We start from the raw sequence: 12,188 nt of genomic DNA on the forward strand, positions 1-12,188 counted from the left end.
GGGAGTGACGGCCGGCGTCGTCGGCCGTCGAATGATCCACGATGAGAGGAACCAACCGCAATGACCCGTGACGAGATCACCGCCGGCCTCGCCGAGATCCTCGAAGAGGTTGCCGGGGTGAACCCGGACGACGTGGCCGAGGGGAAGTCCTTCACCGACGACCTGGACGTCGACTCGCTCTCCATGGTGGAGGTCGTGGTGGCGGCCGAGGAGAAGTTCGGCGTCAAGATCCCGGACAACGAGGTGCAGAACCTGAAGACCGTCGGGGACGCCGTCAGCTACATCGAGGCGCAGTCCTGATCATGGCTCACACCGACGTCGTCGTCACCGGGCTCGGCGCGACCACCCCGCTGGGCGGGGACGTCGCGTCGACCTGGGACGCCATGCTCGCCGGCCGCTCCGGGGTGGGTCCGCTCACCCAGGAGTGGGCCGAGCAACTGCCCGTCCGCATCGCCGCCCGGCTCGCGGTCGAGCCGACCGGCCTGATCGACCGGGTCAAGCTGCGCCGGCTCGACCGCTCCGAGGCGATCGCGATCATCGCGGCGCAGCAGGCCTGGGCGGACTCCGGCCTGGCCGACTCCGGCCTGGACCCGGAGCGGCTGGGCGTCAGCGTCGGCTCGGGCATCGGCGGCGCGCTGACGCTGCTCGCCCAGGACGACATCCTGGAGGCGTCCGGCCCGCGGCGGGTCTCCCCGCACACCATCCCGATGCTGATGCCGAACGGCCCCGCCGCCTGGGTGGGGCTGGAGCTGGGCGCGAAGGCGGGGGTGCACTCGGTGGCCAGCGCCTGCGCGACCGGCGCCGAGGCGATCGCGCTCGGCATGGACATGATCCGTGCCGGCCGGGCCGACGTGGTGGTGGCCGGCGGCACCGAGGCGGTCATCCACCAGTTGCCGATCGCCGGGTTCAGTTCGATGCGGGCGATGTCGACCCGCAACGACGAGCCGGAGCGGGCCTCCCGGCCGTGGGACAAGGGCCGCGACGGCTTCGTGCTCGGGGAGGGCGCGGGCATCCTGGTGCTGGAGCGGGCGGAGCACGCCGCCGCCCGGGGCGCCCGGGTCTACGCCCGGCTGGCCGGCGCCGGCCTCACCTCCGACGGCTACGACATCGTCCAGCCGCATCCGGAGGGCGAGGGCGCGATCCGGGCGATCGCGAAGGCCATCGCGGACGCGGACGTCGCCAAGGCGGACATCGTGCACGTCAACGCGCACGCCACGTCGACCCCGGTCGGCGACGTCGCGGAGATCACCGCGCTGCGCGCGGCACTGGGTGACCACCCGGTGCTGACCTCGACCAAGTCGATGTCCGGTCACCTGCTGGGCGCGGCGGGCGCGCTGGAGTCGATCGCCACCATCCTGGCGATCCGCGACGGTGTCGTACCGCCGACGATCAACCTGGACGACCCCGACGACGGGCTCAGCCTGGACGTGGCCGCCAACGAGGCGCGCCACATGGACATCCCCGCCGCGCTGAACAACTCGTTCGGCTTCGGCGGTCACAACGTGGCTCTCGTCTTCACGCGGGCCTGAGACCACAGCCATGGAGGCTCACGTGACCACCACCGCCGTTGGCGTGGACGCGTCGTCCGTCGCGGACCACCGGGATCCGGAGGTGCGGCTCCGGGCGTTGTTCGACGCGGGTTCGTTGCGGTTGTCGGTGCCACGCGACACCTCGGGTGTGCTGTGGGCGCGGGGTGAGATCGACGGCTCGCCGGTCGTCGCGTACGCCACGGACGCGACGCGGATGGGCGGGGCGATGGGCACCGAGGGGTGCCGGCACGTCGTGGACGCGATCGACACCGCGGTGCGGGAGCGGGTCCCGGTGATCGGGTTGTGGCACTCGGGTGGCGCGCGGTTGGCCGAGGGCGTGGTCGCCCTGGACGCGGTGGGTCAGGTGTTCGCGGCGATGGTGCGCGCCTCGGGGCGGGTGCCGCAGATCTCCACGGTGCTGGGCCCGGCGGCCGGTGGCGCCGCGTACGGGCCGGCGCTGACCGACATCGTGGTGATGAGCGGCGCGGGCCGGATCTTCGTGACCGGCCCGGAGGTGGTGCGCAGCGTCACCGGTGAGCAGGTCGACATGGCCCGCCTCGGTGGGCCCGAGCCGCACGGCCGCCGCTCCGGGGTGGTCCACGTGACCTGCGCCGACGACGAGACGGCGCTGGTCGAGACGCGCAAGCTCGCCGCGCTGCTCGGCCGGCAGGGGCGGCTGTCGCCCGACGACGTGGCCGCCCAGGACGAGGGGGCACACGACCTGACGGCGAAGATGCCGGTCGAGACGAACCGGGCCTACGACGTCAAGCCGGTGGTGAAGGCGCTGCTGGACGCCCCCGGGGTGGAGCTGCACGCCAAATGGGCGCCGAACGTCGTGACCACCCTGGGACGCTTCGCCGGGCGTACGGTCGGGGTCATCGCGAACAACCCGCTGCGCCTGGGCGGCTGCCTGGACGCCTCCAGCGCCGAGAAGGCCGCCCGGTTCGTGCGCATGTGCGACTCCCTCGGCGTGCCGCTGATCGTCCTCGTCGACGTCCCCGGCTACCTGCCCGGCCTGGGCCAGGAGTGGGACGGCGTCGTCCGCCGGGGCGCGAAGCTCCTGCACGCCTTCGCCGAGGCCGTCGTGCCCCGGGTCACCCTGGTCACCCGCAAGGCCTACGGCGGGGCGTACATCGCGATGAACTCCCGCTCCCTGGGCGCCACCGCGGTGTTCGCCTGGCCCAACGCCGAGGTCGCGGTGATGGGCGCCGGCGCCGCCGTCAACATCCTGCACCGCAAGAAGCTCGCCGCCGTCCCCGCCGAGGAGCGCGAGGCGCTGCGCGCGCAACTCGTCGAGGAGCAGACCCGCATCGCCGGCGGCGTCAACCGGGCGCTCGAGATCGGCGTCGTCGACGACGTCATCACCCCGGCCGAGACCCGCCGCCGCATCGCCGAGGCCCTCGCCGCCGCCCCCGCCGCACGTGGCGCCCACGGCAACATCCCCCTCTAGGCCGGCCACGGCATCGGTGCGGGCCACCGCCTGACGGTCGGCCGCACCAGGGCGGCGCCACGCGCAGCACCACCGCCGGCAGCACCGCGCCACCCGGCACGGCCGCGCCGGCGGGGAACCGGCCCAGCAGGACCGGGGCGCGGTGGCCCGGGCCCGCCGCGATGGGCCACGTACCGCCGGAAGGGTCCGCGCAAGGCACGAGCGCGGGCCCTTCCGCGTCGCTCAGCCCCGGTTGCGGGGGTGCTGGCGGGCGGTCCGCTCGTTGCCCCGGCGGTAGTTGCCGGTCCAGCGGGCCATCACGAGCTGCGGGTCGCCGTCGACCTCGGCGAGGAACTCCGCCGCCCGGCCGCCGCGCAGGGTGCCCGCCGCCCGGCCGTGGTGGGTGATGACCACCGTGCCGTCCGACCGCTCGACGTACGCGAAACCCTCAGCCGTTGCCATGTGCGCGAGGGTGCCAGGCGGGGCGGCCGGACGCGACCCGGTTTTCCCGCTTGACTCTCCAGCGGCTGGAGGCAGGAGGCTTCTCGACGTGGACGACCGCACCGACCTGTTCACCATCGGGCAACTCGCCCGCCGCACCGGCCTCTCCGTCCGGACGATCCGCTTCTGGTCCGACCTCGACCTGCTCCCGCCCACCGCCCGGTCCACCGGCGGTTACCGCCTCTACGACGCGGCGGCCGTGGCCCGGCTGGACCTGGTCCGGAGCCTGCGTGAGCTGGGGATCGGCCTGGACGACGTCCGCCGGATCCTCCAGCGGCGGATGAGCGTCCGGGAGGTGGCACAGGCGCACAGCCGCGCCCTGGACGCGGAGATCCGCACGCTGCGGCTGCGCCGGGCGGTGCTGCGGTCGGTCGCCCGACGTGGCAGCACGACCGAGGAGTTGAGACTGATGAACGACCTGGCCCGCCTCTCCGCCCAGGAGCGGCAACGGATCATCGACGAGTTCGTCGCCGAGGTCTTCGGTGGCGTGCAGCCCGGCCCCGGCGGCGACGGGCTGGCCCTGGCGATGCGGACGCTCCCCACCGACCTGCCCGACGAGCCCACCGACGAGGAGGTGGACGCCTGGATCGAGCTGGCCGAGCTGGTCGCCGACCCCGCCTTCCGGCTGCGGGTACGGGCGATGGCGGTGGCCGGGGCGGCGGCGACGTCCCCGCCGCCGGCGATGCCCTCCGTCGAGCCGGCGCGCGCCGCGCTCGCCGCCGGGATCGCCCCGGACTCCGGGCAGGCGCGGGCGGTGCTCGACGAGATGGTGGACCCGGGGCTGTCCCGCGCCGAACGGCTCGCGCTCGCCGACGGCATCGCGGCCTTCACCGACCGGCAGGTGGAGCGGTACTGGCAGCTGATCGGGGTGCTCAACCGGCGGCCCCCGTTCCCGCCCGCGGTGCCGGCCGTGGAGTGGCTGGTGGCCGCCCTGCGCGCGGCGCCGTAGATCAACCGGGTTGACGGTGCCGGTCCGCGCCGCTTTGATGAGCCGGCTCTCGTCGTCAACGGGAAATGGACACCATGGAACGTCGTACGCTCGTCGCCGTGCTCGCGGCGCTGACCGCCGCGCTGACCGCCGGCTGTGCCGGGGGGGAAGGAGCCGTCGTCGGGCGTTGGCCCGCCGTCGGCCGCGCCGAGCCCCACCGCCTCGCCGGTGACCCCCGGCCCGCCCTGGCACGACGAGGTGCCGGCGGCTCCCGCCGGCATCACGGTGGGCGGCAAGGGCACGCCCTGCGAGCTGCCGGTCACGTTCTCGGTGCCCGCCGAGTGGAAGGTCGAGGCGGTCGAGGGCTCGGCGAAGTTCGGCGAGCCCCGCCTCGACAAGGCCCTCATGCTGTGCGAGATCGACGCCCGGCCGACCGGCGCCATCGGGTTCCTGCGGGTGTGGCGGGTCGACGGGGTCGTCGGCGGCGCCCAGGAGCACCTGAGGCACTTCCTCGACGCGTACGCGCCGGAGGCCGCGGACGCGGAGTACCGGCGGGTGAAGGCCGGCACCGTCGACGCCGTCGAGGCGAGCTACCCCAAGAAGGACGGCGGCCCGGTCCACGACCGGGCCATCGCGATCTCCTCCCTCTACGGTCCGATCGTGCTGAGCCTCGACACGCCGGAGCCGACGGAGCTGCTGTCGGCGTACCAGCTGGTGAAGCAGTCGGCCCGGATCAACCGCGACTGACGCGGCTCAGGCGCCGCAGGTCGTGGCGGGCAGACCGGTCACCGGCACCGGGGACCGGCCGCCCGGGCGGGTCTTGCCGGCCAGCACCCCGGCGAGGGCGGTCATCGACGCCCGGCTGGAGGAGTAGGTCGCCAGCAGGGTGGGCGACTTGGCCTTCGCCAGCACGTACGGGGTGTCCATGGCGACCGTGACGGCGGCGTCGGCGCGCAGGTCGCCGGCGCCGTCGCCGTACCCGACGAGGTGCACCACCGTGCCGCCGCCGGCCACCACCTTGACCCCGGCCGCCTTGAGCGCCTCGGTCAGTGCCGCCCGCGTGTGGTCCCGCCCGCCGGAGGCGGTCACGGTCACCGGGCCCCGTACGCCGCCGCCGCAGGCGCCCCGCAGCACCGTCACCGCCGCCGCGGCCAGGTCTTCCGCCGCCTTGCGGTGCGCCGGGCCGGCCAGCGTGGACAGCTCGGGCGTGGGCCGGTCGGCCAGCTTGAACTTCATCGTCAGCACGCGGGTCGCGGCCTCGACGAGGCGGGCCCGGGGCAGCGAGCCGTCGCGGAGCGCGGCGAGCAGCCCGTCGTACGCCTGGCGGACGTTCGGCGGCATCAGGATCAGGTCGTTGCCCGCCTTCAGCGCGCGCACCGCGGCCTCGCCCGGCGACCAGCGCTTCGCCGGCGGCATGTTCATCCCGTCGGTGATCACCACGCCCCTGAAGCCGAGCTGGCCACGGAGCACGTCGGTGAGCAGCTTGCGCGAGAAGGTCGCCGCGGTGCCCGGGTCCACCGACCGCGCGTCGAGGTGGGCGGACATCACGGCCATCGTGCCCGCGTCGATGGCGGCGGAGAAGGGCGGCCACGCCCCGGTCTCCAGCGTCCGGCGGGGCTGGTCGAGCACCGGAAGTCCTTCGTGGGAGTCGGCGGCGCTGTGCCCGTGCCCCGGGAAGTGCTTGACGGTGGCCGCCACGCCCGCGGCCTGCAGGCCCCGGACCGCGCCCGCGACCTGCCCCGCAGTGACCTTCGGGTCCGCCCCGTACGACCGGGAGCCGATCACGGTGCTGCGGGTGGCGAGCACGTCGGCGACGGGGGCGAAGTCGAGGTTGATCCCCATCGCGGCGAGTTCGGTGCCGGCCGCCCGCCAGGCGGCCTCGGTCAGCTCCGGTCGCCCGGCGGCGCCGGCGGCGAGGGCGCTGGGCAGCAGGGTCACGCCGTCGGTGATCCGGGTGACCACGCCGTGCTCCTGGTCGGTGCCGATCAGGAAGGGCGCCGGCCCGGCGGGCAGCCGGCCGGCGGTCGCGCGCAGGCCGTCGGTCAGCGCGCGGACCTGCTTCGGGTTGTCGACGTTTGTCGTCTCCTGGTTGCCCTTGGTGGGGTCGTCGGCGCTGAAGCCGACCAGGATCAGCCCGCCGAGCCGGTACTTCTCGACCATCTGGGCGGGGGTGTCCACCCCGGCCAGCGCCTGGTTGCCGGCCGCGGAGCCGGACGAGACCCGGGTGGCCGCGTCGCCATAGGCGTACGGCATCAGCACCTGGCCGACGAGGTCCTCGTCGGCCAGCGAGGCCACGAGGGCCGCGGCGCGGGCGGCGGGGTCGGCGCCGGGGACGCTCGCGGCGGGTGTCGGTGTCGGGGCGGCCGTCGGGGCGGCGGCGCTCGTCGGCGCCGGGTCGGGACGGCGGTCCGCCGGCCCGGAGCACCCGGAGACGAGCAGTGCGGTCAGGGCGGCGAGCGCGACGCCGGCACGTCGCGGGGTAGTCGACACGCGGCCCATCCCACCAGTTCACCCCTTATCGGGGCAACTTGACCTTCACCCGGCAGGAGGAGTCGGCCCCGGTCCGGGCCCCTGCGTCAGCCGACGCGGGTGAGCAGGGTCACCGGCGCGCCGTCGCCGGCGTAGCGGTAGGGCTCCAGCTCGGCGTCCCACGCCGTGCCGAGCGCCTTGTCGAGGGCGTGCGCGAGGGCCTCGGGCGCCCGCGCGCCCGCCATGATGCTGCGCAGGCGGTCCTCGCCGAGCTGGATGTCGCCGGCCGCCCCGACGCTCGCCCGGAACAGGCCCCGCCCGGGCACGTACATGAAGCGCTCGCCGTCGGCGCCGGGGCTCGGTTCCTCGGTGACCTCGAAACGGATCATGGGCCACTGCCGGAGGGCAGCAGCCAGCTCGGCGCCCGTCCCCGGACGACCGGTCCACCCGCACTCGGCCCGGCGTGCGCCGGGGTCGACGGGCTGAGCCGTCCACTGCAGGTTGACCGGCGCGGCGAGGACGCGCGCGATCGCCCACTCGACGTGTGAGCACACGGCGAGCGGGGTCGAGTGGACGTATACGACGCCACGCGTTGGCACGGTGACCTCCCGGAGAGCGAGGTGCGTCTTCCCCTACGACCTCGACCACCCGAGTGGTTGCTGGAACACATGATGACTGGTGTGACGGATGGTGCGCCAGGGAATCGGAAAATTCGCGGGTCGGAATAGTCGGACGGGTGCCCCCGTTGACCCCTCACGACGCGATGACCAGCCAGGGATCGTGGTCGTGTACAGTTCCATCGGCGGCCTGTGCCGCGCACATCTTCCGCGGGCCCACCCATCAGGGTGTCGTCCGCACAGCCCCCGGACGTTCCGTCCTCCCGTACGTCTTGCAAGGAGTACCTCCGTGGCGAGCAACACCTCTAAGACCGCGCGCGCGTCAGTCCGGGCCGGCCAGGCTGGCCAGGGTGGCGCCCTCAGCGTGCTGGGCGAGTTCAAGTACCTCATCCCGCTCAACGGCGGCAAGCACGCCTACGTGCGGAACCTGACCAACGGCAAGACCGCGCACCTGCGCACCGACTCCGAGGCCTTCGTCGAGGAGATCCGGGTGCTGGCCGCCGCCGGCCACGCCGCGAAGATCCGCGCCGAGATCAACAACCTCAACACCACCCACCCGGGTGACGGCTGGGACGCCACCGAGAAGCGCCTCGTCGAGGCCGGCGTCTTCGAGGGCTGAGCCCTCCCCCACGCGACACCGCGACCGCCCGTCGGGATCATCCCGGCGGGCGGTTCCGCGTCCGCGGACCCCGGGCGGGGGGCTTCCTACGTCTCCAGCAGGGCCACCTCGCCGGTCGCCAGGTCGTAGAGGGCGCCGACCACAGTCAGTCGGCCGACGGCGACCGGGACGGCGAGCCGGTCGTCGGCGCGCAGGGCGACGACCGTACGGAGCACGTGCCGCCGGACCGCCCTCGGATGCACCCGGGGGTCGTCGACGCCCACCTCACGCACCGCCGGGGCGATCTGGTCGACGAGGTGGGCCAGCGCGCCGCCCGGCGACCGCCCGGCGCGCAACGCGTCCACGGCGGAGGCCACCGCGCCGCACCGCTCGTGCCCGAGCACCATCACCAGCGGCACGCCCAGCTCACCGACCACGTACTCGATGGAGCCCAGCACCGCCCGGTCGAGCACGTGCCCCCCGGTGCGGATCACGCAGATCGAGCCGAAGGTCTGGTCGAAGATCGCCTCCAGCGGCACCCGCGAGTCGATGCAACCGAGCAGCACCGCGTACGGCTGCTGGTCGCCGGAGGCCGCCGCGGCGGCGGCGGTGACGTCGTGGCCGTGCACCGGCTGGCCGCTGACGAAGCGGCGGTTGCCGGCGAGCAGCTCGGCCAGCGCGGCCCGGGGCGACCCCATGTCCCCCAGCTTGGCGGGCCCGCCGGAGACCCGGAGCGGGTTGCGAATCTTCTCACCGGCACGGTTGTCGTGGTCTCATGACGGGTAGCCGGTGTTACCACCGGGTATCCCCGGTGTTGCGGTTCCTTGCGGCCCTGGGGAGGTGACGATGCCGGAGCACGTCGAGGTGCGTCTTCCCGACGACGTACGCCTGCACGTCGAGGCGACCGGACCGGCCGACGCCGAGGTCACGGTCATGCTGCTGCACGGCTGGACGCTGGACGGGCGCGCCTGGCACCGGCAGCTCGCCGACCTGCGGCGACGCTTCGGCGACGCGGTCCGGGTGGTGACCTACGACGCGCGCGGCCACGGCCGGTCGAGCTGCATGGCGCTGCCCACCGCCACCGTGGCCCAGCTCGGCGACGACCTGGCCGCGGTGCTGGACGAGGTGGCCCCCGCCGGTCGTGTCGTGCTGGTCGGCCACTCGATGGGCGGCATGACGATCATGGAGTACGCGCACCGCCACCCCGCGCACTTCGCCGCCCGGACGGCCGGGCTGGTCTTCGTCTCCACCACCGCCGAGGGCCACACGCACACCGCCTACGGCCTCTCGCCCCGGATCGCCCGGCTGATCCGGCTCGCCGAGACGACCGGGGCCGGCGTGCTGGCCCGCTGCGGGGCCTGGCGACCGCCCCGGGCGCTGCTGCGCGCGCTGCGTCCCAGCATCCGCTGGATGCTCTTCGGCGACCGCTGCGACCCGCACGACATCCGGCTGGTCACCTCGGCGGTGGCCCGCGCCACCCTCCGCTCGATCGGCGGGTTCCGCGCCTCCATCGGGGCGCAGCACCGGCTGGACACCCTCGCCGAGCTGGCCCACCTGCCGGCCGCCGCCCTGGTCGGCGACCGGGACCGGCTCACCCCGCCGCCCTGCGCCGAGTCGATCGCCGGCGCGCTGCCGGCGACCGAGCTGACCGTCTGCCCGGGTGCCGGGCACATGCTGATGATGGAACGCCCCGACGAGGTCAACGAGGCGCTCGGCGGCGTGCTCCGTCGCGTGCTCGCCGCCCCCGGGGCCGGCGCCACCGCCGCCGCCCGGGCGGACTGAACCGGGTCTCGGGGAACGCGACGCGGCCCCCGCGGGCGTGACGCGGGTTCCTTTCCCGCACCGGTCGCGCCGCTGGTTGCGCGCGGGCCGTACCCTCTTGCGGTTGGCCTGGCGCGGTTCGCGCGGTTCGCGCCGCCCGCCGCCGACGTCAGGAGGAGCGAGCGGTGAGCGACCAGACCACCCTGGAACAGGAGATCGCCGTCGAGCAGCGGCATCTCGACCGGGTGTACGCCCGACTGGCCGAGCTGCGCCGGTCGGCGGTCAGCGCCGAGAAGGAGGGCTACCGGCTCGCCCGGGTGGGCAACTTCGGGGCGCTGGTCGAACGGGACGCGATGGTGTTCCACGCCGCGCGGCGGCGGCACATGCTGGACGCCGAGCACGAGGGCCTGGTCTTCGGCCGGCTGGACCTGCTCGACCGGCAGGTGCTGCACGTCGGGCGGCTCGGCATCCGCGACGACGACGCCTCCACCCTGGTGGTCGACTGGCGGGCCCCGGCCGCCGCCGCCTTCTACCAGGCCACCCCCGCGCAGCCGCTGGGCGTGGTACGGCGACGCACGATCCAGTCCTCCGCCGAGCGGGTCACCCGGATCGAGGACGACCTGCTCGATCCCGTCGCCGCGCCCGCCGACATGGCGGTGGTCGGCGACGGCGCGCTGCTGGCCACGCTGTCGAAGGCCACCGGCCGGGGGATGCGGGACATCGTCGCCACCATCCAGCGGGAGCAGGACGAGGCGATCCGCTCCCCCGGCTCGGGCGTGACGATCGTGTCCGGCGGTCCGGGCACCGGGAAGACGGCCGTCGCCCTGCACCGGGCCGCGTACCTGCTCTATTCCGACCGCAGCCGGTTCGCCGGGGGCGGCATCCTGGTGGTGGGCCCCTCGTCGGTCTTCGTCGAGTACATCGCCTCGGTGCTGCCCTCGCTCGGCGAGGACACCGCCACCCTGCACTCGCTGGGCACGCTCTTCGCGGGCATGACCGCCACCCGCACCGATCCGCCGGCGGTGGCGGCGGTGAAGGGTTCGCTGCGGATGCGGCGGGTGCTGGAGCGGGCGGCCCGGGACGGGGTGCCGGACGGCCCGACCGAGCTGCGCCTGCTCTACCGGGGCGCGCTGCTCCGGCTGGAGCGCCGCGAGCTGGACGGCATCCGCGACCGGGCGATGCCCCGGGGCGCCCGGCGCAACGAGGTGCGCCGGGCCGGCTTCGACGGGGTCTTCGCCGCGCTCTGGGCGCAGGCCCGCAGGTTGGGCGTCGGCCGGCTGCCCGAGCAGCGCGCGTTCGAGGACGAGATCGCCGAGCGGCCGGAGTTCCGGGAGTTCCTCAAGGCGTGGTGGCCCCGGCTGCACCCCCGGCACGTGCTCGGCTGGCTGGCCCGCCCGGACCGGCTGCACCGCTACGCCGGGGGGATCCTCTCCCGCGCCGAGATCCGGCTGCTGGCCGACGCGTACCGGCGCCTCGACGCCGCGGGGCTGACGATCGCCGACATCGCGCTGCTCGACGAGTTGGACGCGTTGCTCGGCAAGCCGATGCGGCCGGCCCGGGCGAAGCGGGACCCGTTCCAGCTGGCCGGCGGGGTCCGCGAGCTGAGCACCTTCGCCGACCGGCAGCGCGCCGCCCGCGACGCGGCCCGGGAGCGTCCCGACGACTACCGGGAGTTCGCGCACGTGGTGGTCGACGAGTCGCAGGACGTCTCGCCGATGCAGTGGCGCATGATCGGCCGGCGGGGCCGGCTGGCCTCGTGGACGGTGGTGGGCGACCCGGCGCAGACGGCGTGGACGGGGGATCCGGAGGAGCTGACCCGGGCCCGGGACCAGGCGTTGGGCCGGCGCAAGCGGCACCACTTCACCCTCACCACGAACTACCGCAACTCGGCGGAGATCTTCGCGGTGGCGGCGGCCGAGATCCGTCGGCTGCACCCGGACCTCCCGCTGCCCAGGGCGGTGCGCTCCACGGGCGTCGAACCGGTCGAGCTGGTGGTGCCGCCGGCGGAGCTGGAGGCCGCGGTGGTGGCGGCGGCCGGCGCGCTGCTCGCCGAGGTCGAGGGCACGGTCGGCGTGATCACGCCGGTGCCCCGCCGCGACGAGGTGGCCGGCTGGCTGGGCGGGCTCGGCGCGCCGCGCCTACAGGTGGTGACCAGCCTGGAGGCCAAGGGCATGGAGTACGACGGGGTCGTCCTCGTCGCCCCGAGCGAGATCCGGGCCGACCCGGGGTCGGGGGTACGGACGCTCTACGTGGCGCTGTCCCGGGCCACCCAGCGGCTGACCACCGTCGACCCGATCGGCTGAGGATCCGTTACTTGCACACATAGCGATGTGAGCATAAATTGAACGCGAATCCG

At 74.8% G+C, this 12,188-nt stretch carries 12 protein-coding genes; 8 read left to right on the forward strand and 4 right to left on the reverse strand.

Annotation, left to right across the window (positions count from 1 at the left end; translation table 11 throughout):
• Positions 1-60 precede the first annotated feature (60 nt).
• From ACFHW0_RS02285 to ACFHW0_RS02295, 3 genes are read left to right on the forward strand one after another with little or no spacing between them, the layout of a single operon-like run.
• Positions 61-300 carry an acyl carrier protein gene (locus ACFHW0_RS02285; protein WP_007072348.1) on the forward strand — a complete coding sequence of 80 codons (240 nt, stop codon included), beginning with the start codon at positions 61-63 and terminating at the stop codon, positions 298-300.
• A gap of 2 nt (positions 301-302) precedes the next feature.
• Positions 303-1,529: a beta-ketoacyl-ACP synthase II gene (gene fabF, locus ACFHW0_RS02290; protein ID WP_416605109.1), complete on the forward strand. Its 1,227-nt coding sequence runs from the start codon at positions 303-305 to the stop codon at positions 1,527-1,529.
• A gap of 10 nt (positions 1,530-1,539) precedes the next feature.
• Positions 1,540-2,979, forward strand: a complete 1,440-nt coding sequence (locus tag ACFHW0_RS02295; protein ID WP_199729555.1) for an acyl-CoA carboxylase subunit beta — start codon at positions 1,540-1,542, stop codon at positions 2,977-2,979.
• A 222-nt stretch (positions 2,980-3,201) separates the two neighbouring features.
• On the opposite strand, the gene ACFHW0_RS02300 is transcribed toward ACFHW0_RS02295, so the two are convergent.
• On the reverse strand, positions 3,202-3,420 hold the full coding sequence (locus ACFHW0_RS02300; protein ID WP_121400334.1) for a hypothetical protein: 219 nt from the start codon (positions 3,418-3,420) through the stop codon (positions 3,202-3,204).
• Positions 3,421-3,508: 88 nt separating this feature from the next.
• On the opposite strand from ACFHW0_RS02300, the gene ACFHW0_RS02305 reads away from it, so the two are divergent.
• Both ACFHW0_RS02305 and ACFHW0_RS02310 read left to right on the forward strand, forming a co-directional pair.
• A complete protein-coding gene (locus ACFHW0_RS02305; protein WP_416605110.1) occupies positions 3,509-4,408 on the forward strand; it encodes a MerR family transcriptional regulator in 900 nt (299 codons plus the stop codon).
• A gap of 207 nt (positions 4,409-4,615) precedes the next feature.
• Positions 4,616-5,134 (forward strand): lipoprotein, encoded by a 519-nt coding sequence (locus ACFHW0_RS02310; RefSeq protein ID WP_416605111.1) that lies wholly within the window; start codon positions 4,616-4,618, stop codon positions 5,132-5,134.
• A gap of 6 nt (positions 5,135-5,140) precedes the next feature.
• Here ACFHW0_RS02310 and ACFHW0_RS02315 read toward each other — a convergent pair whose 3' ends face one another.
• Together ACFHW0_RS02315 and ACFHW0_RS02320 are read right to left on the reverse strand one after the other, a co-directional pair.
• Entirely contained in the window at positions 5,141-6,886 is a 1,746-nt protein-coding gene (locus ACFHW0_RS02315) for a glycoside hydrolase family 3 protein (protein WP_416605112.1), read from the reverse strand.
• A gap of 77 nt (positions 6,887-6,963) precedes the next feature.
• Positions 6,964-7,455, reverse strand: a complete 492-nt coding sequence (locus ACFHW0_RS02320) for a DUF3145 domain-containing protein (RefSeq protein WP_121400330.1) — start codon at positions 7,453-7,455, stop codon at positions 6,964-6,966.
• A 307-nt stretch (positions 7,456-7,762) separates the two neighbouring features.
• On the opposite strand from ACFHW0_RS02320, the gene ACFHW0_RS02325 reads away from it, so the two are divergent.
• On the forward strand, positions 7,763-8,092 hold the full coding sequence (locus ACFHW0_RS02325; RefSeq protein ID WP_074313395.1) for a hypothetical protein: 330 nt from the start codon (positions 7,763-7,765) through the stop codon (positions 8,090-8,092).
• An 86-nt stretch (positions 8,093-8,178) separates the two neighbouring features.
• On the opposite strand, the gene ACFHW0_RS02330 is transcribed toward ACFHW0_RS02325, so the two are convergent.
• Positions 8,179-8,769, reverse strand: a complete 591-nt coding sequence (locus tag ACFHW0_RS02330) for a carbonic anhydrase (protein WP_416605115.1) — start codon at positions 8,767-8,769, stop codon at positions 8,179-8,181.
• Between the two features lie 148 nt (positions 8,770-8,917).
• Between ACFHW0_RS02330 and ACFHW0_RS02335 the strand changes: the two genes are divergently transcribed.
• Together ACFHW0_RS02335 and ACFHW0_RS02340 are read left to right on the forward strand one after the other, a co-directional pair.
• A complete protein-coding gene (locus tag ACFHW0_RS02335; RefSeq protein ID WP_416605117.1) occupies positions 8,918-9,853 on the forward strand; it encodes an alpha/beta fold hydrolase in 936 nt (311 codons plus the stop codon).
• Between the two features lie 164 nt (positions 9,854-10,017).
• Positions 10,018-12,135 (forward strand): HelD family protein, encoded by a 2,118-nt coding sequence (locus tag ACFHW0_RS02340; protein WP_416605118.1) that lies wholly within the window; start codon positions 10,018-10,020, stop codon positions 12,133-12,135.
• Positions 12,136-12,188: the final 53 nt, after the last annotated feature.

Source organism: Micromonospora sp. LOL_025, from assembly GCF_048060285.1.
Lineage (GTDB): Bacteria > Actinomycetota > Actinomycetes > Mycobacteriales > Micromonosporaceae > Micromonospora.